We start from the raw sequence: 308 nt of genomic DNA, 5'->3' as shown, positions 1-308 counted from the left end.
GAGGACGGCGAGCTCCGGCTGGTTGGAGAAGTTCTTAAGGCTGAGCACGTACGCGCCGTCGCGGCCGAGCTCCCGGGCGTTCTCCGCGGCGGCGGCGACGGCGACCTCCGCGAGCCCGGCCAGCTCCTCGGCGGTGCCGACCACGAGGGCGGCGTCCCGGGTGGCGGCGAGGAGGTTGCGTTCGAAGGCGGTGGCGGCGGCGGCGAGCTCCTGGTTGATCTCCGGCACGCGCTGCCGGCCGGCCTCGGAGAGCTGGGCGCCGGCCCGCACGAAGCGGTCGGGCCAGCGCTCCAGCAGGCGCAGCGACT

The 308-nt window shown here is 76.0% G+C and carries 1 pseudogene; it reads right to left on the bottom strand.

The annotated features are described in order from the left end of the window. Nucleotides 1-308 (bottom strand): annotated as a pseudogene (locus LO771_RS30220) (M3 family peptidase); the annotation flags it as partial.

It is taken from the genome of Streptacidiphilus sp. ASG 303, assembly GCF_020991365.1.
In the GTDB taxonomy this organism is placed as follows: Bacteria; Actinomycetota; Actinomycetes; order Streptomycetales; family Streptomycetaceae; genus Peterkaempfera.
The sequence above is the reverse complement of the archived record's forward strand: the minus strand, read 5'-3'. Positions and strand labels throughout refer to the sequence as shown.